The following is a 19,332-nucleotide window of genomic DNA, read 5'->3' as shown; positions in this document are numbered from 1 at the left end:
TAAAATGATATTGTGCAATAATTGTATACTTGGTAATTCTCCTACTTGATAGCCGTTTCCGAACCTTCGGAGGCGGCATTTTTATTGTTTTTTAAGTTGGCATTTCAAGAGGAAAAGGGGAGATAATGTTGGTTAATTGGTGCGCTACGATACCCATCATCGAAAAAGCTCTAGGGTTTACACTGCATGACTGGCAAAAGAGGTACCTATACACCGGGGAGTATACGGCGTTCGGAAGAGCGACTGGGAGGACTACAGCCTATTGCATTAAATTAGCACTGACCTATTCAGACGGCCCAATAAAGATTGGAGATATTGAAAAACACCACGATGAGGATCATGGGCACAGGTATCATAGGTGGTTCAGGTCGTTCTTCCTGGACATCTGGGAACGGCTTAAAGAGGCTGGTCTCCCGGTTGTAGAGATCGTCGATAAGGGTGGGCGTGTCATAGGTCAAGAACCCTTACTGATCATTGAGGTAAAAGACATGGAGTCCGTCCCTGTCGTCAGGTACAAAGGCGAAGATATAACGGGTAAGGTGAGGGTCGGCTATCAATGGAGAACGAAAGGCGACAGCGATCTAGGAAACCACAATATTTTATTGGAGTATGTAGATAAGGAACAGCAAAGTGTACAAGAGATTAATCTCAGGAGGTTATTCACTTGATGAAAACGCATTGTGACGCCAGCTGCCAGAAAGCATTCGTAGTGGAATCGTTTAAGACGGTAAAACTCAAGGATGGCATAGATAAACAATGTTTCAATTGCCCGCATTGTCAGCACGAGTACGTGAACTTTTATAGGGATGCCGAGATACGCAAGTTACAGGGGCGTATACGTAGGGTGCAGCGGCGCTTTAGCGATCCCAATGATAACCATGAGGACGCGGCCAGGAAAGAAGCAGAACTGCGGGCGATGATCAAGGAAAAGATGGATGCGCTGCGGGTGCAGATTGAGGGAGGGGCAGCACATGAATAAAGCAGAGGTTGCCAAACGGTACGATCTCATACTGGTCATAGGTAGAAATAGTACAGAGGCTCGTTCTCTATGGAAACTTGTAAAGGCTAAGTATCCTAGAGAGGCGCGAGTAAAATTTGTAAGCAGGAATGAGTATATGCTGGACGGACTAAACCCGATGACAATGAAAATGCAGATCGTGTTGGTTGGGGGGTATTGGCTTAATCCGATATATGAGAGTCGATCCATTCGCCAGCTCTTGAAAATGGGTGTGGATGTGGTTAAGGAAAAATCATGATTTGAATTGGAAAGGTAAACTGATAAGGAGGATTGAGTTATGTCTTTTGAAATCTTATCAAAGTCGGAACAAGTTGAATTAAAATTACAACTTCTTGATCGATTGATTAGAATAGCAGAGAGCGAAGGAAATTCGATTCACGATGCTTTTATTAAAGAACGAGCTGCCAACGTGATCAACAGCATTGAACGGGATTTGATGCCAGGATCCTCTTCTGACAAGGATATAAATGTCGGCAATCTCACAGTTAATATTACTGCTGAGACTACACCAGAGTTTGATGAGTTATTGAAGAAGTTTGGAGAACACACATCCATAACAGGTAACTTAATTGCAGAAGCGTGTAAGAGCATCAAAGTGAATGTAGAAGGTTAGGAGTACATGATTGGCGTTTGAATAGAATGAATCAGGTAACCACTCAACACTGAGGGGTTTTTTTGTTGTCTGGAAATAGAGAAGGTGGATTGAGAACATGAACGATATCAGAATAATCGACGAGCGCAGGGATTGGCTAAGAGAACGGTATGAGATCGTCCCTACATGAGCAGATCGGAGCCGGTCAAGATCATTGTTGACGGCAAGGAATATGAAGGTGGACTTGATTACGCTCGTAAGAAAGAGGTGAACGCCAGTGAAGGAGATTATTAGGCATTACGTTAGAAGTCCTTGGGCGTGGATAGGCGCTGTCATTGGTGCCGTGATTCCTATCATCGCTTTGAAATGAAAAAGGTTAACCCTTTCTATAAGTCTACAGCATGGCGCAAATGCAGGGTAGTAATCCTTAAGCGAGATAACTACTTATGCCAACCTTGCCTTAAGAGAGGGGTTATAACAACCGCCAATACAGTACACCATATAAAGCCGTTGGAGGACTATCCAGAGCTTGCGCTGGACGAAGATAACCTAGAGAGCATATGTCCTACATGTCATAACAAAGAGCATCCAGAGAAGGGAAGAAGGGGAAAGAAGGTAGAGAGAAAGCCTAGTAGGGTGAAGGTGATTGTTTCAAAAGCGAATGAGGAAGTGTTTTGACCGTGCATGTGTCGAGACCATCGATTTCCACTATTTTCTGTTACGCTTTAGCGTGGTGAAGCCCCCCCTCCCTTCGAAATTCGACTTTGAACCCGGCGGGACCGGCGAGGGCGCTTCGTTTACACTGCGGATAATTTTTCATGAAAGGGGGGTAACCCGAAAATGGCAGTTCCGACAGCTAAAAGATTACGAGAGTATCTAGGTGATTCGTACGAAGAGTCAGACGAGGAAATTATTAAGTTGTACATTGAGACACACCAATTTTACCGAAGGCTTCAAACAGAAATAAAGAAATCAAACCTAATGTATGAATACACCAATAAAGCGGGGGCTACGAATCTTGTTAAAAACCCCCTTTCAATTGAATTGACGAAGACGGTTCAAACACTAAATAACTTATTGAAGTCCCTTGGTCTAACGCCTGCTCAGCGGAAAAAGGTTGTGAGTGAGGATGAAGACGACTTTGACAGCTTCTAAAACAACCGGGATTATTCATGTACTATCCAAGCCGTCAGGTAATCTGTTGGCTACCTGGTACGCTGAGCAAGTTGTAAAAGGAAATATAATCGCTTCAAACAAGGTGATATTGGCGTGTAAACGTCATTTGAACGATTTAGATCGAGCTGGAACAGAAAAATTTCCCTTCGTTTTTGATGAGGAATTAGGACATAGGCCAATCCAATTCATCGAAAAGTATTGCAAGCCCTCGAAGGGGAATTACAAACAACTCATTCTGCAGCCATGGCAGCATTTTGTTTTAGGTAGCTTGTTCGGATGGGTTCACAAGGGCACGAGGTTAAGGCGCTTTAAGGAGGGCCTTATTTTTGTTGGTCGAAAGAACGGTAAAACAACCTTGATATCCGGTGTTTCCATTTATGGCGTGAGCAAGGACGGAGAGAGCGGGGCGGATATACCGCTATTGGCCAACTCCATGAAACAGGCGCGGCTATTATTTGATGAGGCCAAGGCGATGATAAAGGCATCCCCGAAACTCAGGAAGAGGTTTAGGCCGCTTCGAGATGCGATTCATTTTGACAAGACATTCTCTAAAATAGAGCCGCAAGCCTCGGATTCTGAGAAGTTAGACGGTCTAAACACTCATATAGGCGTGTTCGACGAGATTCACGAGTACAAAACATTCAAGTTGATCAACGTTGTCAAAAACAGTAGGGCTGCACGTGATCAGCCGCTGCTCATTTATATTACGACAGCCGGTTATCAGTTGGATGGCCCGTTAATTGAATATTATGCTCAGGCTACAGATGTCCTGGAAGGCGAAATAACCGACGAGAGAACTTTTTATTACATGGCTGAATTAGATTCAGAAGATGAATTTGAGAAGCCTGAAATGTGGGTTAAGGCAAACCCGAACATGGGTGTGTCTATTAAGCTCCAGGACATGATCGAGGAGTGGGAAAAGGCAAAGCGGATCCCATCGGAGCGCAGTGACTTTATTACGAAACGGTTCAATATATTCGTCAATAATTCCGAAGAGTCATTCCTTAACTATGAAACGCTTAAGAAAAATGACAAGGAAATTAACTTCGATGATATTGCACATATACCGTGTGTCGGTGGCTTTGACTTATCGGATTCTGAGGACTTCACGAGCGCTTGCTTAGAATTTCCGATCGTTGAAACGGGCGAGGTGGTGGTGCTTTCTCACTCGTGGGTTCCATATAAAAAGACGTTACTTGATAACGAAAAAATACCTTACATGGAACTACAAGAAGAGGGCCTATTAACCATTGTTAACGAGGAATATATTCGAAAAGAGTTAGTTTATGATTGGTTTGTTGAGCAGTCCAAGCATTTCATTATCGAGTTAATTACTTTTGACCCAGCCAAAGCTACTGGCCTTGTAGATAAATTGAATGCCTATGGTTTCGAAACCGAGATTGTGCGGCAGGGACATTTAACGCTTGGCCCGGCAGTAGATGATGTTAAAGAGAGGTTCCTTGACGGGAATGTTATTTTCAACAATAACAGATTATTCCGCTGGTACATCAACAATGTGAAGATGGTCGAGGATCGAAACAGGAATAAACTACCGACAAAACAAGGTCGCTACCGTAAAATTGACGGTTTCGCGGCCTTTTTGAATGCTCATACGGAAGTCATGAAAAAATTCGTTGTTGTCCAGGGTGACGGTAATGTCGAGTTCATTTCTGTTAACGATCTATTCAATCAATGAAGGGAGGTGGTGAATTGAAATGGACGAATAGAATAAAGGCTTCAATGAGAGCAGCTGCAGCAGCTTGGAAGGGCGTAACATTTGATTTTTCCTCTTGGTTTGGTAGGAAGTTTTGGGGAATTGACAATTCAAAACTAGCCACAAACGAGACAATATTCAGTGTAATTTCGCGTCTTGCCAATACACTGTCTTCACTTCCATTAAAACTGTATAAAGACTTTGACACAGAAATGAGTCAGACGGCTGATGTGTTGATAAATAGCCCAAACCCTAACATGTCGGGATTTGATCTAATCAATAAGCTGGAAGTATCAAGGAATGAAACGGGGAACGGCTATGCAGTGATAGGACGGGACATCAGAATGCAAGTTGAATCAATAACGCCTATTGATGCTACTTATGTTACGCCGTTTATAAACGCTGACGATTCCGAATTGTGGTATGAAGTGCATGCTGCTGATAATACCTACTATATACACAACATGAACATGATCCACGTGAAGCATATAACAGGTTCGTCAAGATGGAAGGGAATCAACCCTTTGTCGGTGCTTGGTAACACCTTGAAGTATGATAAAGCTGTACAAGAGTTTTCGCTTTCTGAAATGCAAAAGAAGGACAGCTTTATCTTGAAGTACGGCACTAATGTCGATAACGATAAAAGACAAAAAATAATTGATGATCTCAAAAGGTTCTACCAGGAGAACGGCGGGATCTTGTTTCGAGAACCCGGTGTGGAAATCGATGAAATTGAACGAAAATATTTTGCTTCCGATACGTTAGCATCTGAGCGCATCACACGTTCGCGGGTTGCTAACGTTTTTAATGTGCCAGTATCGTTCTTGAACGACACGGAGGGGCAAGGCTATTCTTCCAACGAGCAGATGATGATTCAGTTTGTCCAAATGGCTCTAACTCCAATAGTGCGCCAGTATGAACAGGAATTTAACCGCAAGCTATTAACGCCGGATGAGCGCCGGCGCGGCTATTACTTCAAGTTCAATCTTGGGGGATTATTGCGCGGGGATACAGCGGCCAGAACGCAGTTTTATCAGGTCATGCTTCGAGGCGGTGGAATGGAGCCCGATGAGGTAAGAAGGCTTGAGGATTTACCGCCAAAGGGTGGAGCGGCTGCGCAGCTTTGGGTTAGTGGCGATCTTTATCCAATAGATATGGATCCAACTCAGCGGAAGGGGGTGAAGACGGGTGACAAAACAGAATAAAAAGTTTTGGGAAATGAAGATGTCCGCAAACAAATCAGCGGATATTTTTATTTATGGCGAGATTACTAAGTATGCATGGGAAGAATACGGTGAAGTATCATCTATCACGTTCAAAAAAGATTTAGATGAACTCGGAGATATCGACACAATCAATCTGCATATAAACTCGCCGGGCGGAAGTGTATTTGAGGGGATTGCAATTTTCAATATGCTAAAAATGCACAAAGCAAAGATTAACGCTTATATCGAGGCGCTGGCTGCATCGATAGCGTCTGTTATTCCAATGTGTGCTGATAAAGTTTATATGCACAAGAATTCAATGATGATGGTTCACCATGCGTGGACATGGGCTTCTGGCAATGCTCAGGAATTACGCAAGGCAGCAGATGATATTGAAAAGATTAGCAAATCTGCATGTCAAACGTACCTTGATCGAGCTGGGAATAAACTAACAGAGAAAAAACTAGAAGAGCTTCTTGACGCTGAAACATGGCTTTCGGCTGATGAAGCTTTTTCTTATGGGCTTTGTGACGAGGTACTTCCGGCGAACGAAGCGGCAGCATCTATCAGCGCAAGCTTATTCGCTCAATATTCAAACGTACCTCAATCGCTTATCAGGGGTATCAGTCAACAGGCACAAGGTATGACAGATGAAGAAAAGAAACTGCGTAACAGAATCGCCGCTGAGGCAAAGGCGGGCGCGGCATATATTGAAACTATTTTAGGGGGAATGTATAAATGAAAACACTGTATGAATTGAAACAAAACCTAGTAACTGTCGGTCAACAACTGCAAAAGACTGAGAGCGAGTTGGCTGCAAAGGCTGTTGATCCATCGGCATCAACTGATGATCTTACAGCATTGCAAAGAACGAAAGATGATTTGAAACAACGCTTTGATATCCTCAAAGAGCAGCACGATACTATGGAAGCTGAACAAAAAGCTAAGATGCAGGCTGATTTGAAAGCTAATAAAGCGATGAACATTAGCGGAATCGCTGATCCAGAGCAAAAATTAATTGCTGCCAAAGCAGAATTTTTTCGCGCTGCTGTAACGGGTCGCCCGGTATCTGATGAGGCAAAAGCGCTGATCGCAATTCCAGCAGGCAATCCAACTGGTGGAGACAAATTTCTTCCAACTACCATGACTAAGGACTTGGTACATGAACCATTTGCAAAGAACCAATTGCGCAACGCTGCAAAGGTAACTAATATCAAGGGTTTAGAAATTCCACGTATCTCTTATGTGCTTGATGATGATGATTTTATTACTGATGAAGAGACAGCCAAGGAAATGGAGTTGAAGGGTGATACCGTCCAATACGGACGCTACAAGTTCAAGGTTAAAGCCAAAATTTCTGATACTGTTATTCATGGATCTGATTTGGAATTAGTGAGTTACGTAGAGAATGCTTTGCGCTCTGGTTTGGCTGCAAAGGAGAAGAAAGACGCCCTTGCAACAACGCCTAAAGCCGGTCTTGAACACATGACATTTTACAATGGTAAAGTAAAAGAGGTTCAGGGAGAAACGTTGTACAAGGCCATCAAAGCTGCAATTGCTGATCTGCATGAAGATTATCGCGATAACGCTAAAATCTATATGACATTCACAGATTACATGGACATCATCGAAGTGTTGGCTAATGGAAATGCAACGCTTTATGAAGCTCCACCCGAAAAAGTGTTAGGCAAGCCTGTTGAGTTTACGGATGCTGCTGTTCACCCAATTGTGGGCGATTTTAACTACTTCGGAATTAACTACGATGATATTGTCTATGACTCTGATAAGGACGTTAATAGCGGTGACTATCTTTTCGTACTAACCGCATGGTATGACCAGCAACGTAGCCTAGATTCCGCGTTCCGCATTGCAAAAAAGCAGTAACTCCTTCGCCAGCGACATGGAATCCAACAGGACAAGAGGGCGAGCATGAAGGTGTTAATCATACCGAGTTCGAGCTGTTGGATGGTGCAGGAGATCGAATATCCCTCGCCGCTGGAGCAGTAGTTTACATTAAAAAAGACGGCGTTAACCTAATTCCTAACGACGACGAGACACTGTGGTTCAGCTCAGATAACCCTGCTGGACAATACAACTTCGAAGTACTGACCACCAGCGGCAAGCTTTATGTAGCTATTCTGGACTGGGTGCCTACCCCGTAGGAAGGGAGCCCGAGCAATGGAAGACATGAAATTAATAAAATCTTATCTGCGAATTGATGGGAGCGAGGATGATGATGTCCTCGCTCTTTTAGTTGGTGCTGCAGAGGAGTACCTTGCAAATGCAGGTGTCAAGAAGCCGGAACCTGGTGAAGACTCGAAGCTGTATGATCTTGCGGTTTGCTTGCGGGTACATCGCGAGAGGGCGAATGATGATAAGGAAGCCGAGAGGGTGGAACGCTCGTTGACGAGCATCATTTTGCAACTTAAATACTGAGAAATGAGGTGAGCACGGTGGCAAAATACGTGGTCGAGAAGGATTTCCTTGACCGGTTCGATAAACATCGACACTGCCGGCCGGGGGAGTCGCATGTGCCGCCAAGCGAAGAGCGGGCAGAGCAACTGCTCAAGCAGGGGTTTATTTCTGTAGTTGACGTGAAGAAGGGTGATAAGAAAGCATCGAGCAAGAAAAAGGAAAATGAAGTAAAACCGGGTGATAGCGATGGCGAAGCGACTGCAGGCGAATGATCTTAATCGTAAGATCGCCATACAAAAAAAGGGGAGATCCAGAGATGATGCTGGTTACCCCATCCCCAATCCGAAAGATTGGGAGGATGTTTTCCCGTTTGATATATGGGCCAATCGCGAGCCATTACGTGGCCGAGAATTTTTTGCAGCGGATGCTGCCCAGTCGGAAATAACTGTCCGCTATAAAATACGTTATCGACAAGGAATAAGCCCGGATATGCGACTGGTTGATAAGAGGGATAATCGAACATACGAAATCAAGACTGTACTTGATGACGTCTTCGACGATCGCACAGAGACGCACCTGATGGTCTCAGAGGTATCAAATGGCTAGCGGGATCGAGTTGCAGGGCGACGAGCAGATGCTTGCGGACATTCGACGCAAACTCGCCTCGGGCATTGCCCGCTTGGAGAACCAAGGAATGCGCGAAGGCGGCGAGATATTTGCGGAGGGTCAGCGGGAGAAAGTGGCCGTCAGTAAGATCGATCACGTGCACATGCGCGATGATATCCGGGTCAGTCCGGTGCGCCGAGTTGATGGCCTTCGGGTTGTATCCATTGGCCCAGGCAAGAAAACTGCATGGAGGGCGCATTTTGAAGAGTTTGGCACTGAGCATTCGCCGGCGCAGCCGTTCATCTACCCGAGCTTTCACGAGAACAAAGCTCGTGTGGCTCAACTCCTTGCCAGTGTTCAGCGGGAAGGGATGCGGTAACAATGTTGATTGATCTAAAACCAACCATAACCCAAGCGCTGCAATCCAATGCGGCGCTTGCTTCTTTGTTGGGGCGGGATGATTTGGGGGATGTGAAAGTATATCCAGAACAATCCCCAAATGTTGAAAAGCCCTACGTGACTTATTTCGAACTCAGCAATTTTGATAACAAGTTCGCAAATGACAAGGCCATTAGCAGCTCGATCCATTTCCAGGTAGATGTTTGGTCAAACGGAAATACTTATCCAATCGCCCAAGCGGTAGATGAAACGATGTGCGAGCTTGGCTTTTTCCGGCGGGCAGCACGTGATTTCAACGAGAACGAAAAAGGTATTTATCACAAAGTTTTACGTTATTCAAAAACTCATATTGGAGGCTGATTAATTTGCCTGAAAACAAAGCTAGAGTGCCTGTTGGTTTACAGGATATTTATTATGCAATTTGCACGAAAGATGATAAAGAGGGAGTGGAATACAGCAATCCTAAGTTACTTGCGCTTGCGATCTCTGCAAACGTATCTCCGACCATAAACTCAGCAACCCTCAATGCTAATGATGGCCCGATTTTAACAGCTAACTCTTTAGGTGAAATTAATGTAGAAATTGGAATCCCGGACATTAGCTATGAGGACTATGCAATATTGCTAGGATCACGACTAAATAGCAAAGGAATGTTGATCGACAATGCAGATGACCAGGCTCCCGAAGTAGCTCTTGGTTATAAGAGGACAATGAGTGATGGTAGTGTTCGCTATGTTTGGCTGCTGAAAGGAAAATTCCAGTTACCAACAGAAGAGGCCACCACCAAACAAGGCGAGATTTCTTTTCAAACTCCCACGATTACAGGGAAATTCCTTAAACGAATTTATGACGGTAACTGGAGGTTCAGGGCTGATAGTAAAAATCCTGAAACCGCAGACTTAATTGCTTCTTGGTTCGATGCTGTCCCAGAAGATGTTCCAGACACTATTCCCACACCATAATTACATTTTTTCGAGAGAGAGGGCATAAACCTTCTCTCTTTTTACTATTTCGGGGAGTGAAGAGAATGAAGGTTAATAAAGTCACGATTAATCTAGACAAGCGCCGCCATCTTGTTTATGACCTGGACGCGATATATGAATTGGAACAAATTTACGGCTCGTTTACGAAGGCGATTAAAAGCGTGCGTCTTGATGCGTTTGACGATACGGCCAGGGTGCTATATTTCGGATTAAGGCATGAGGACGACACATTGAGCGTCGCCTATGTAGATCAATTGATTAATGTGACTAATAGATATGAAGTAATCGAAAAAATAATCAAAGCAGTTTCGTTGTCCTTGCCGGATTCAAGTGCTGTTCAGACAACAAATCAACAGACCCAACAAGCTGATGACTCGGGTTGGGAATGGGACTGGCTTTACTATAGGGGAACCGTTTTGCTCGGTATGAGCGAGGCGGTTTTTTGGTCTTGTACGCCTCGGAAACTGTTCGCGTTGTGGGCGATCCACAAGAAGGTGAATGGCTGGGAAGAAAAGGAGTCGCCAGAACAATCAGCGGCCAAGGCTTGGGTTGACCAATACATCTAATCGGGAGGTGGGGAAACTATGGCAGATGATATTGAAGTATCTAATCTAGTAACGAAGATAACCCTTGACGACACTGGCATTGAGCAGTCTATGGCCGCGCTGGGTAGGCAAATGAAGGTTGTACAATCGGAATTTGCGGCAGCTTCCAGCAAGCTCGGAGAATATGGCAAGTCGCAGGAAGGCTTGAAGACAAAGGCCGACTCGCTCAGCAAGCAGTTAGAGATTCAGGGGCAGCGGGTTGCAAAGCTAAAACAGCAACACGAGGCCGCAGCAGTAGCAAAGGGAACAGATGCGCGCGAGACACAGAATCTTGAGATTAAATTGAACAAGGCGGTTGCTCAATACAATAAGTTAGACAGTGAGCTAAAGTCCACAACGGATGCACTCAACAAGCAAACAACCGCTTGGGAAAAAGCATCCAAGACGCTTGATGAAGCTGCTAAGAAAATGGATGCGGTAGGCAAACAAATGAGTGCTGCTGGACAGGCGTTAACCATGACCGTCACGGCACCAATCGTAGGAGCAGGAGCAGCAGCAACAAAAGCAAGTATCGACTATGAAACTGCCTTCGCCGGCGTAAGAAAGACCATCGACGCAACAGAAGAAGAATTTCAACGGATTTCCGATAGTATCCGAGAAATGTCCAAGGAAATACCTCAATCTGCAACGGCGATAGCTGGTGTCGCAGAAGCGGCAGGGCAACTCGGGATTAAAAACGAAGCCATTATGGGCTTTACACGTACCATGTCTGACTTGGGCGTGGCAACTAACATGAGCGCCGATCAGGCGGCGACGTCACTTGCTAGGCTGGCAAACATCACACAGATGCCGCAAGAGAATTTTGACAGACTTGGAGCGACAATCGTTGATTTGGGTAACAACTTAGCAACTACAGAAGGTGAGATTGTACAGATGGGGCTCCGGCTTGCGGGGGCTGGTAAGCAAATCGGATTGACCGAAGCTCAAATACTCGCCTTTGCTGGTTCGTTGTCCTCTGTAGGTATTGAAGCGGAGGCCGGGGGTTCGGCGTTTAGCCGCGTAATGATCGAAATGTCCCAGGCTGTTATGACGGGTGGTAGTAATCTAAACACATTCGCAGCTGTGGCAGGCATGTCTGCCGACCAGTTTAAAACAGCTTTCCAGCAAGACGCAGCCGGTGCCTTGATCTCCTTTGTCGAGGGATTGGGAAAAATGTCAGCAGCGGGAGAGAACACTTTTGCCGTACTTGATGATCTTCAATTGTCCGAAATTCGCGTTCGTGACGCATTGCTTCGCGCATCCAATGCCGGGGATTTATTCCGGGAATCCATGGAACTTGGCACCAGAGCATGGGAAGAGAATACGGCACTGACGAATGAAGCCAGCCAGCGGTATGAAACAACAGCATCCCAACTACAAATACTGGGTAATAGGCTTGTTGATGCTGCAATAACGCTTGGTGACGCCCTTGTTCCGGCGTTAATGTCTGCTCTAGATGCCCTGGAGCCTTTATTTAAGAGTATCGAAGAGGGGGCAAAGTGGTTTGCGAACCTTGACCCCGAGATGCAGCGTACAATCATTACAATTTTGGGGATGGCTGCAGCTGCGGGGCCATTGTTAATTATTGCCGGACAACTGACAACCAATATATCTGCCCTCATACCTGTTGTTAAGGTGTTAGGCACCGAAATAAAGTTTCTTGCCGGCACTCCAATTGGGTTAGCGGCTGTGGCTGCAGCAGGGCTTATTGATATTTTTGTTAAAATTAAATCAACAATGGAAGATGCTAAGAGGGCAACAGAGGAACTGGCAGAAGCTAAATTAAGGTACCAGGAAATTATCCAAAATGGCATTTCCCGTGAACAGATTAATCAGACTCAAGAGGAAATCGATAAACTTGAAGAACTAACCGAGACTTACCAAAAATTTATTGAAGTTGCAGCTGAATCCAACGAGGGACGAACAGGGCGGTTTAACAGAGCTTTCATCCTGGCGGCTGACGAATTAGGCGTGACTTTTAAAAAGCTACAGGAAGATGCTCGATATTTTGGGGTAGAGCTTCAATATTTAGATGATAACGGAAAGATGGCTGCAGCATCCCTCAATAATCTCGCCGATAGACATCGTGATTTGACCAAGGCAATAAAGGATGCACAAAAGGAAACAGTTTCAGAATTAAATGACATGGCTAAACAAGTCGCGGTGAGGCGTCAAGAGGTTGCTAGCATCGAAGAAGTTGTTAGGGCATATAAAACGGCGAAAAAAGGATCCGATGAATGGAATGCTGCGTACAAAGAATTAATTCGGATATTCCCTCAATTTGCAACCGCTACTGAAATAAATATAGGAGCTGCAGAAGGGCTGACAGATGCCAAGCGCAAAGAAGTTGAAGTAGAGTGGATGAGTATACAAGCAAAGGCGACAGACGCACTGCAAACGAAACAGTTGGCAATCGAAACGAAAGCTGCCGCCGTTGCCCAATTGGAAGCATCAATTGACATCGCTGTTGCTCAAGACAGAATCACTCAAGCCACAATTGAATCAACTAATAGACTTGCTGAAATGAACGAAGAGTTAGCGAGGATGAGAGGCGAGGCAGCAGCCTTTCAGGCAATGGCAGAAGGTAATTTGTCCGACATTAAAGTTCCGACTGTAACTATACCAAAGTTACCAAGCGGAACGGGAGCTAGTAAGAGTAAAGTAACCAAGGGCAGCGGAACTACTAAATCAAAATCCTACTCCAACGAAGCATTGGATGAAGCTTACAAGCAACTTGAACATAAAAAGCGGCTCGACCAGTTGACCCTCGAATCTGAGTTAGAAACTTTACAAACCATCCAAAAAGCTCACGTCAAGACAGCCGACGAGCGAATGGCCATCGAAGAAAAAATTTACGATGTTAAGAAGCAGATAGCCGAAAAAGAAAAAGAGCTTCGCACAACCAATTTTGAGTATGCGAAACAGCAGTTGCAGGCTGAGTATGAGGACATGATTGCCAGAGAAGGATTGTCTGCCGAGGAACGTCTGAAATTGGAGGAAGGACTGACTCAGGAACAAATCCTGCTCCACAAAGACTATATCAATCAACTCAAGGATGACATGCAAGACCGCTTTAAGGCAGAGGACAAACTGCTGAATGATCAAATCTGGCAGAACAAAAACTACTTGGAGAAGGTGCTGGCAGACAACCGCTATTCATCTGCGGAAAAGAGGACAATTGAACGGGAGATTACCGAGGAAATCCGCAAAGCTACAAACGAGCGGCTTAAACTCCAGAAGGATTATCATTTAGAAACTCTCAAGTTGGCAGCAGAGGAGCAAAAGGCACACGTTGACAGCATCAATAACTTTGCTAAAGCCGTCCAAGATGCTCTTAAGGTTAAGTATCAGGCCGAGAAGAAAGCCGAAGAGGAACGCATAAAGGCCGAGCAGCAGGCCAATGAGGAATGGAAGAGGTCGCAACTCGACGCGATCAAAACCGTTTATAACGCACGAGTAGAAGCTGCACAGAAGGCGGCGGACGCCGAGATCGAGCGTATCAATACTGTTTACAATGCTCAGATTGAAGCGATCCAGAAGGAACTCAATGCCCTTAATCAGGCCGAAAAGCAGCGAAGCCGCGAGGAACTAGATGCGGAAGATCAAAAGAAGATTGACCGTTTGAAGGCTAAAATTGAATATGAGCCTGATGACTTTAACCGTAAGCAGCTCCAAGACGAGCTGAACAAGGTTATTGCCGAAATGAACGAACGGCACCGGCAGCAGGAACTAGAGGACAAGAAGGAATCTCTTAAGGAAGAACAACAAGCAATCAAAGACAAGCTTGCCGAAGAAACACAGGCCATCAAAGATCAACTCGCCGCTAAGAAGGAGATCATGCAGCAAGAGTACGAAGCGCAGCAGGCTAACATTAACGCAATATACGCCGCGCAAAAGGCTTCTCTCGCTCAGCAATTGTTAGATGCTCAAGATCATTATAACAAGCTGTTAGAAGCCAAGTCCTTACAGGCGGAGGCCGAAAAGATGATCATCCAAAACCAGCAAGAGGAAATACTGGTGCTCCTGGATGAATTCGGCGAAGGCTATCAGGCTGCAGGGCAGACTCTGGGTGAAAAGTTGGTAGCGGGGTTTAAACCAAAGGTGGACGAGATATCCTCCATGATCGCCGGAGTGATTGCACAAATCGACGCTGCAAGATCAGCGGCACTTGCTCTGATGGCATCGCCACCCGCTGTCGGTGGCGGCGGATCATCTGGTTCCTCTAGTGGTGGCGGTGGTTCAAATACCGGATCAAGTTCTAATTCATCAATACCGGTTATTCATGGCACTGTTACCGAGGTAATAAGGCCAAATGTATCAGTGACCAATAATTTTAACTCTCCTGTTACATCGCCGTCTGCGGTTTCGGCTGCAGCTACAAAAACAGCTCAAAGATTATTAGGCTTCTAGGAGGTGTCGAATTGCAAAGAGTCACGTTTGTGAATGCTCGGGGCGAATCTGTGTTATTCGGCAACTCCGGGCCATTTGTTCTTCAAAAAATCGATGGCACGGCCAATGTATCGGGAGAGATTAAGAGTACGAAGTCACCATATCAAGACGGATCCTCATTTGTTGATATACAGCTTGCTGATCGGCAAATCCCGTTGCAGGGATTTATCAATGCTAAAAGTCAGCAAGAACTTTACGAGCGTCGCCGAGAGTTGACCCGGATACTTAATCCAAAGTTAGGCCCCGGCAGGCTAGTCTATACTAATGACGCTCAGAGTTATGCGATATCGGCAATTCCGGAGGAAGGGCCCGTGTTCGGTGACAGGCACGTCCACGCAAATCTATTTGTCGTCAACTTTATAGCGAATGATCCATACTGGCGCGACGAAAACCAGACAGTAAAGGGGCTAAGATTCGAGTCAGGGGGAATGATCTTTTCGTTACGCCTTCCGACTCAATTTGCGTTTTCCGCCTATCGTGGGACATTTATAAACTCTGGTGATGTAGAAACGCCGGTGGAAATCCACTACAAGGGGCCAGCAACAAATCCTATTGTGGAGAGCGAGACGACCGGGGAATACATCAAAGTCAATTACACGTTAACAGCAGAAGACACGTTGATCATCAATACTGCCTTTGGTAACAAGCGCGTCGAGGTGCTCAATGATGACGGAACCCGGACGAACGTTTTTCATTGGATAGATCTCGGCAGCACCTTCTTCCAGTTACAACCCGGACGGAACATGCTCAAATATGGTTCAGAATATGAGTCGGAACAACAAGCTGCCACGGTTACTATCTACTGGTATAACAAGTATTTGGGGGGATGAGAATGGCAGCTCCATCGGTTCGTGTGCTGGATCCGGAATTTAATTTGCTTGGGGAAATTGACGACTACGAGAGTTTACAGTTTACCCGACGTTTTTACCGATCCGGAGAATGGGAAATGCATATAGCGCTTGGGAAACAGAACCTAGAGGCGCTGCAGAATGACCGGGTTATTGTCGTAGGGAATGACCCCGAGAAATGCGGTATCATCATACAGCGGGATATTGTCCAGGACGAACAGGGGATAGAAACGCTGGTAGTCAAAGGGACTACTATTGGAGGTGTGCTGAATCGCAGAATAACCGTCACCGATTCATACGATCGTATTCGCGGCTCTGCCGAAACCGTCATGAAGCATTACATTGCTAACCACCTAACGAATAGTATTTATCCAGACCGGAACATCCCGGTCTTTTCTATTGCTCAGGATCTAGGCCGGGGGAAGCAAACACCTTGGCAGACACGATTTGAGCCCCTGGATGTTGTGGTGCAAGAGATTGCCGAATGGTGCGATATCGGCTGGTTAGTACGGCTTGACTTCGCCATGAAAAAATGGGTGTTTGATGTCCTAGAAGGGCGCAACCTCACGGCAGGGCAGTCCGTTCTTCCTCCGGTTATTTTTAGTCATGAGTTTGATAACATCAAATCTCAGCAGTATATGGACTCATATCTGCAATATAAAAATGTTGGCTACGCTGGCGGCAAGGGCGAGGAAGAAGACCGTCTGATCCAATTGGTCGGTAGCGGCGCCGGACTGAATCGCAGGGAAGTGTTTCTGGACTGCAGTTCGGCGGAGGATGTGCTGGAACTGGTCGAAATGGGAGAGCAGAAGCTTGCTGAACATAAGCAAATAACGACTTACAATGGCCAAGTGCTGAATACCGGCAGCTTTGTCTACCAAAAGGATTGGGATTTGGGCGACCGGGTAACTTTGCAAAACAAGAAGTGGGGACTAACAATGGACAGCCGGATAATCGAAGTCAAGGAAATATACGAACCGGCGAGCAGTCTGGAGATTGTCCTAGGTGATGAAATCCCCACTATCAAAACAGCAATGAATAAGTTAGAGGACAATGTAAAAAGGAGTGGATGATATTGCCGCAGAAATCTGGATTTTTTGATAGCACGGCAGATGACATGCGCGAATACCCGGCCAGGGAGTTTGCTGAATACTTTGCGCGATTTGTGGGCAATGGTGTCTTTTTAGGCGGCACTCGACTAAAGGTTACGGCCTCAGGTCAGGATGCCAATGTTAACGTAGAACTTGGGTACGGTTGGATTAACGGGTATATGTATAGCGTGTATGACGAGCCCCTAACGATGCCCATAGAGCCAGCCACGACTCAGGATAGGATTGACCGGGTGATTCTTCGGCTGGACACATCAGCACCTGTAAGGGCTATTCGCGCGCTTGTGGTGCAGGGACTTCCTAGCGCAAGTCCGCAACCTCCGGCACTTGTAAGATCGGGGAATATTTATGATTTGAGTCTGGCGCAGATTAGAGTTATAGCCAACACAACAGTTGTTAAGCCTGAAAACATCACGGACGAGCGATTGAATAATCAGGTGTGCGGGATAGTTACAGCCCTGATAGATCAGGCGGATACAACATCTATATTTAATCAGTTTCAGGCGTGGCTCAACACTAAGACAGCAGAGTATCAGCAGCAATGGCAAGATTTTATGAAGTCCGTACAAGACGAGGGATTTGCTACGACAGATTACGTGGATAACAGGGTGCTGACTGGTGGATATGGTGTTACGACCAACAGCGGGAATGCGTACTCGGTCAAACCAACTCCGGCTCCGACCGCTCTTGTAGAGGGTCTTCGGGTTACTGTTCGTATTAATGCAGCGAATACTGGCGCAGCAACCCTAAACGTCAACGGACTTGGCGCCAAGAACATTCTAAAAGGGAATGGTAATGCGGTAGCGGCTGGCAACTTGAAGGCTAACTCTGTTTACACCCTCGTGTACAGTGGCTCGGCTTTTATCTTGCAGGGTGAAGGGGGTGGTGGAACAGCTCTTGCCTCGGAAATAAGATCAGGAAAAACAGCTAATACGGATGTGGGGGATGTAACTGGAACGTTTGCTGTAGCGGCGGGAAACTACCCCAAGGATGTATCTATTTTTGGAGTAGTTGGCCTGTTGGAGCGCATGACCACAGCCGAAAAACAAGCCATTGCGAACGCGATAACATCCAAGAATGTACCTGCTAGTGCGAATGATTCAAATGCAGCATTGGCTAATAAGATTGGACAGATTGTTACAGGTAAAAGGTGGGCAAGCGGTAGCGGGATGACTGTTCCCGGCACAAGAGGAAATTTTGAAATTAGAGGTTTAAATTTTACACCCAGAGTAGTCATTGTACATGCAACTTATACTTCTTCATTTGAACCGTATTACTGGTTTAAACTTTACGATCCAGATGACATGACATTACACGGGTGTACAGTAGAATACTATGGTCGCACCTTTAACTTTCCTACGGGGGATTACAGAAATCCAATAACTATTCATCCCGATGGATTTTCAGGCAATATAGGGTACGGAACCATTAGTTACGAATTTAATTGGAAGGCTTACGAGTAAGCCAAGGACAAGTATGTAACGAAGGGTGTTGAAGACATATGGCAAAGGGAATCACCTTGCAAGAGCTAGATTCAACGGCTACCAGTCGCCTTGTTATAAAGGACAGTGCCGGACGTGCCAAGGTTACCGCCCCGCTAGCGGCTGACGACATCGCACTTAAAAGCACGGTTGATAATGTGGTGGGTAATCTTTCAACCTTGCAAACAACGGATAAGAGCAACGTGGTAAAGGCAATCAATGAGCTTTTTACAAATGTCAGTGACGGGAAAACCCGTATCGCTTCCGCCATCACTGGCAAAGGTATAGCAGCTTTAGGGAGTGATACGTTCGCAGTGCTTGCGCAGAAGATCGGGCAGATTGTGACCGGGAAAAGGTTCGCAACAGGAACATTCACGACACCAGCGACAACAACCGATGAAAACTTTTCCTCGTACACCAATGGACAAAACAATCTAGTGTCTTACCCAGTAGACGTGGTAACGGGAATTGATTTCGTGCCGACTATCTATATTGTAAGGGAGTCCGATGACCCCTTTGGCAGTGTTACGACAATTACTGGTGGTTATCGTATATATTTTAAGCATAATGTCACAGGCTGGGCGAACGGTATACAGAAGTACTCATTAGTCAGTGGAGGATCAGTTGGCAGCCCTGGCGGATCATACTTGCGGAGGATGAGCGAGGCAGAAATAACAACACCAAAACTTGTTTTTACTGGATTAAGCAGAAATACAGAATATACATGGTGGGCATGGGAATAAGGGAGGTTTA

The 19,332-nt window shown here is 45.7% G+C and carries 23 protein-coding genes; all 23 read left to right on the top strand.

Features of this window, described 5'->3' with window-relative positions; all coding sequences use genetic code 11:
* Window positions 1-125: 125 nt before the first annotated feature.
* The 23 genes from ACE3MQ_RS24875 to ACE3MQ_RS24765 all read left to right on the top strand — a co-directional run bounded on the left by ACE3MQ_RS24875 (window position 126) and on the right by ACE3MQ_RS24765 (window position 19,322).
* Window positions 126-668 carry a hypothetical protein gene (locus tag ACE3MQ_RS24875; RefSeq protein ID WP_379397850.1) on the top strand — a complete coding sequence of 181 codons (543 nt, stop codon included), beginning with the start codon at window positions 126-128 and terminating at the stop codon, window positions 666-668.
* Entirely contained in the window at window positions 665-979 is a 315-nt protein-coding gene (locus ACE3MQ_RS24870; protein WP_379397848.1) for a hypothetical protein, read from the top strand. Before ACE3MQ_RS24875 ends, ACE3MQ_RS24870 begins: the two co-directional genes overlap by 4 nt.
* Window positions 972-1,256 (top strand): hypothetical protein, encoded by a 285-nt coding sequence (locus ACE3MQ_RS24865; RefSeq protein WP_379397846.1) that lies wholly within the window; start codon window positions 972-974, stop codon window positions 1,254-1,256. The genes ACE3MQ_RS24870 and ACE3MQ_RS24865 overlap by 8 nt, the downstream gene beginning before the upstream one ends.
* A 39-nt stretch (window positions 1,257-1,295) precedes the next feature.
* On the top strand, window positions 1,296-1,631 hold the full coding sequence (locus ACE3MQ_RS24860; RefSeq protein WP_379397844.1) for a hypothetical protein: 336 nt from the start codon (window positions 1,296-1,298) through the stop codon (window positions 1,629-1,631).
* A gap of 345 nt (window positions 1,632-1,976) precedes the next feature.
* Entirely contained in the window at window positions 1,977-2,288 is a 312-nt protein-coding gene (locus ACE3MQ_RS24855; RefSeq protein WP_379397842.1) for an HNH endonuclease signature motif containing protein, read from the top strand.
* Window positions 2,289-2,450: 162 nt separating this feature from the next.
* Window positions 2,451-2,765, top strand: coding sequence for a phage terminase small subunit P27 family (locus ACE3MQ_RS24850; protein WP_379397840.1), 315 nt, complete (start codon window positions 2,451-2,453; stop codon window positions 2,763-2,765).
* The gene (locus ACE3MQ_RS24845; protein WP_379397838.1) at window positions 2,740-4,482 is read left to right on the top strand and encodes a terminase large subunit; all 1,743 of its coding nucleotides are present in this window, start codon (window positions 2,740-2,742) and stop codon (window positions 4,480-4,482) included. The genes ACE3MQ_RS24850 and ACE3MQ_RS24845 overlap by 26 nt, the downstream gene beginning before the upstream one ends.
* Window positions 4,483-4,496: 14 nt before the next feature.
* Window positions 4,497-5,705, top strand: a complete 1,209-nt coding sequence (locus ACE3MQ_RS24840; RefSeq protein ID WP_463140478.1) for a phage portal protein — start codon at window positions 4,497-4,499, stop codon at window positions 5,703-5,705.
* Window positions 5,706-5,718: 13 nt separating this feature from the next.
* The gene (locus ACE3MQ_RS24835) at window positions 5,719-6,447 is read left to right on the top strand and encodes a head maturation protease, ClpP-related (RefSeq protein WP_379397990.1); all 729 of its coding nucleotides are present in this window, start codon (window positions 5,719-5,721) and stop codon (window positions 6,445-6,447) included.
* Window positions 6,444-7,589, top strand: a complete 1,146-nt coding sequence (locus tag ACE3MQ_RS24830; RefSeq protein ID WP_379397836.1) for a phage major capsid protein — start codon at window positions 6,444-6,446, stop codon at window positions 7,587-7,589. The genes ACE3MQ_RS24835 and ACE3MQ_RS24830 overlap by 4 nt, the downstream gene beginning before the upstream one ends.
* A gap of 77 nt (window positions 7,590-7,666) precedes the next feature.
* Window positions 7,667-7,867 carry a hypothetical protein gene (locus ACE3MQ_RS24825; RefSeq protein WP_379397834.1) on the top strand — a complete coding sequence of 67 codons (201 nt, stop codon included), beginning with the start codon at window positions 7,667-7,669 and terminating at the stop codon, window positions 7,865-7,867.
* Window positions 7,868-7,883: 16 nt separating this feature from the next.
* On the top strand, window positions 7,884-8,141 hold the full coding sequence (locus ACE3MQ_RS24820) for a head-tail connector protein (RefSeq protein WP_379397832.1): 258 nt from the start codon (window positions 7,884-7,886) through the stop codon (window positions 8,139-8,141).
* Window positions 8,142-8,158: 17 nt separating this feature from the next.
* Window positions 8,159-8,392 carry a hypothetical protein gene (locus ACE3MQ_RS24815; protein WP_379397830.1) on the top strand — a complete coding sequence of 78 codons (234 nt, stop codon included), beginning with the start codon at window positions 8,159-8,161 and terminating at the stop codon, window positions 8,390-8,392.
* Window positions 8,367-8,726 carry a phage head closure protein gene (locus tag ACE3MQ_RS24810; protein ID WP_379397828.1) on the top strand — a complete coding sequence of 120 codons (360 nt, stop codon included), beginning with the start codon at window positions 8,367-8,369 and terminating at the stop codon, window positions 8,724-8,726. The genes ACE3MQ_RS24815 and ACE3MQ_RS24810 overlap by 26 nt, the downstream gene beginning before the upstream one ends.
* Complete coding sequence (locus ACE3MQ_RS24805) at window positions 8,719-9,105, top strand: HK97-gp10 family putative phage morphogenesis protein (protein WP_379397826.1); 387 nt, start codon at window positions 8,719-8,721, stop codon at window positions 9,103-9,105. The genes ACE3MQ_RS24810 and ACE3MQ_RS24805 overlap by 8 nt, the downstream gene beginning before the upstream one ends.
* 2 nt (window positions 9,106-9,107) lie before the next feature.
* The gene (locus tag ACE3MQ_RS24800; protein WP_379397824.1) at window positions 9,108-9,485 is read left to right on the top strand and encodes a DUF3168 domain-containing protein; all 378 of its coding nucleotides are present in this window, start codon (window positions 9,108-9,110) and stop codon (window positions 9,483-9,485) included.
* 5 nt (window positions 9,486-9,490) lie between these two features.
* Window positions 9,491-10,087 carry a major tail protein gene (locus ACE3MQ_RS24795; RefSeq protein ID WP_379397822.1) on the top strand — a complete coding sequence of 199 codons (597 nt, stop codon included), beginning with the start codon at window positions 9,491-9,493 and terminating at the stop codon, window positions 10,085-10,087.
* Window positions 10,088-10,152: 65 nt separating this feature from the next.
* Complete coding sequence (locus tag ACE3MQ_RS24790; protein ID WP_379397820.1) at window positions 10,153-10,674, top strand: hypothetical protein; 522 nt, start codon at window positions 10,153-10,155, stop codon at window positions 10,672-10,674.
* An 18-nt stretch (window positions 10,675-10,692) separates the two neighbouring features.
* Window positions 10,693-15,102 (top strand): phage tail tape measure protein, encoded by a 4,410-nt coding sequence (locus tag ACE3MQ_RS24785; RefSeq protein WP_379397818.1) that lies wholly within the window; start codon window positions 10,693-10,695, stop codon window positions 15,100-15,102.
* Between the two features lie 11 nt (window positions 15,103-15,113).
* Window positions 15,114-15,971 (top strand): phage tail family protein, encoded by an 858-nt coding sequence (locus ACE3MQ_RS24780; protein ID WP_379397816.1) that lies wholly within the window; start codon window positions 15,114-15,116, stop codon window positions 15,969-15,971.
* Window positions 15,972-15,973: 2 nt separating this feature from the next.
* Window positions 15,974-17,062 carry a siphovirus ReqiPepy6 Gp37-like family protein gene (locus ACE3MQ_RS24775; RefSeq protein WP_379397814.1) on the top strand — a complete coding sequence of 363 codons (1,089 nt, stop codon included), beginning with the start codon at window positions 15,974-15,976 and terminating at the stop codon, window positions 17,060-17,062.
* A 2-nt stretch (window positions 17,063-17,064) separates the two neighbouring features.
* Window positions 17,065-18,561, top strand: a complete 1,497-nt coding sequence (locus tag ACE3MQ_RS24770) for a hypothetical protein (protein WP_379397812.1) — start codon at window positions 17,065-17,067, stop codon at window positions 18,559-18,561.
* A gap of 38 nt (window positions 18,562-18,599) precedes the next feature.
* The gene (locus ACE3MQ_RS24765; RefSeq protein ID WP_379397810.1) at window positions 18,600-19,322 is read left to right on the top strand and encodes a hypothetical protein; all 723 of its coding nucleotides are present in this window, start codon (window positions 18,600-18,602) and stop codon (window positions 19,320-19,322) included.
* Window positions 19,323-19,332 lie beyond the last annotated feature (10 nt).

The sequence above is a fragment of the Paenibacillus lentus genome, assembly GCF_042714055.1.
GTDB classification, from domain to species: domain Bacteria; phylum Bacillota; class Bacilli; order Paenibacillales; family Paenibacillaceae; genus Fontibacillus; species Fontibacillus lentus_A.
This window is presented reverse-complemented; position numbering and strand designations above follow the sequence as displayed.